This window comes from Rhodopseudomonas faecalis, assembly GCF_003217325.1.
Classification (GTDB): Bacteria; Pseudomonadota; Alphaproteobacteria; order Rhizobiales; family Xanthobacteraceae; genus Rhodopseudomonas; species Rhodopseudomonas faecalis.
In genome coordinates, this window is the sequence record NZ_QJTI01000056.1 from 1 (window position 1) to 1177 (window position 1177).

Sequence of the window (1177 nt, forward strand, 5' to 3'; positions counted from 1 at the left end):
GTAGCAACCATTAGAGCGCGGTGTGGTTTTCGACCCATGGCGAGCCGCGCTGGACGACGGTGTTTGCGTAGATGAGGAGTTTGCGAGCGCAGGCGACGAGGGCGTAATTGTGCGCATAGCCTCGGGTTTTGAGGCGGGCGTAGAGCGCGCACAGGGCCTTGTTCCAGCGGAAGGAGGCCGGCAGCGCCGCAGCAAACAGCGAACGACGTAGGCGGGCTCGACCACCTCCAATGTGGCGCTCTCCCTTACGCTTGCCGCTGTCGTCGTCGAACGGCGCAAGGCCAGCGAGAGCCGCCGCCTTCTCCCGGCTGATCTGGCCGAGTTCGGGCATGCGGATGATCAGCGCCAGCGCCGTCCGCTTGCCGATACCGGGGACGCTGAGCACCAGATCAAGACGCCGCGCCAGATCCGCATGTTCGCGCAATTGGCCGGCCATCCTTTCGAGCTCAGTGAGCCGGCGCGCCTTCAGCCGATCGATGTCGTCGAGGACCAGACGCCGTCGCCGTGGCTCGTCGATATGTTCGAGCCGGGTTTTGAGGCGGGCAATGTCTTCTTCAATCTGCTCGACGAACGTCAGGTGATCCGCCAGATCCGTGAGCCTTTCGTCTGCTTGGATCGACGGAGGATCGAGCAGCGCCGCACAGGCCGCGATCAGTACGGCGTCCAAGGCATCATTCTTCGCGCGGCGCAGATGCAGCCGAGCGAAGTTCTTGACCTGGATCGGCTGCAAGACCAGGACGACGAGGCCTTTGGCCCGCAAATACCTGACCACGCCGCGTTCGTATCCGCCGGTGGCTTCGATACCGACTTTCGTGACGCCTGCCTTTGCCAGATCGGCGGCCAATTGCCGCCAGCCCGCCGCAGCATTCGCCACCTGCCATCGCTGCTCCCGGCCATGCACCGCTACGTCGAGCTTGTCCTTGGCCGTATCGATGCCGGCCGTTCCTGTGCTAGTCTTCGTCATCTTCGTCGACCCCTGCCTTGTGAAGCGAACCAAGTTGTTCCGGCAACCATCCGGGTCCGATGAAGGCACTGGCGCGATCACGCTACGGGGCAGTCAAAGACGACTCAGGGCGGGTACGATCCGATCGCCAGCCGCTCTGCCGCGGATGGCCGTCCGCGGCAGAGCATTCCTTTCGGAACACCCCAACGATATTCGATTTCGCTATTACAAGGG

At 63.3% G+C, this 1177-nt stretch carries 1 protein-coding gene; it reads right to left on the minus strand.

Annotated features, from left to right (window positions below):
* Positions 1–10 precede the first annotated feature (10 nt).
* Positions 11–964: an IS110 family RNA-guided transposase gene (locus BJ122_RS18875; protein WP_110782819.1), complete on the minus strand. Its 954-nt coding sequence runs from the start codon at positions 962–964 to the stop codon at positions 11–13.
* Positions 965–1177: the final 213 nt, after the last annotated feature.

What these genes read in the sequence shown, in the direction of transcription:
- BJ122_RS18875 (WP_110782819.1), bottom strand. Translation starts at nt 964, where the DNA reads ATGACGAAGACTAGCACAGGAACGGCCGGCATCGATACGGCCAAGGAC.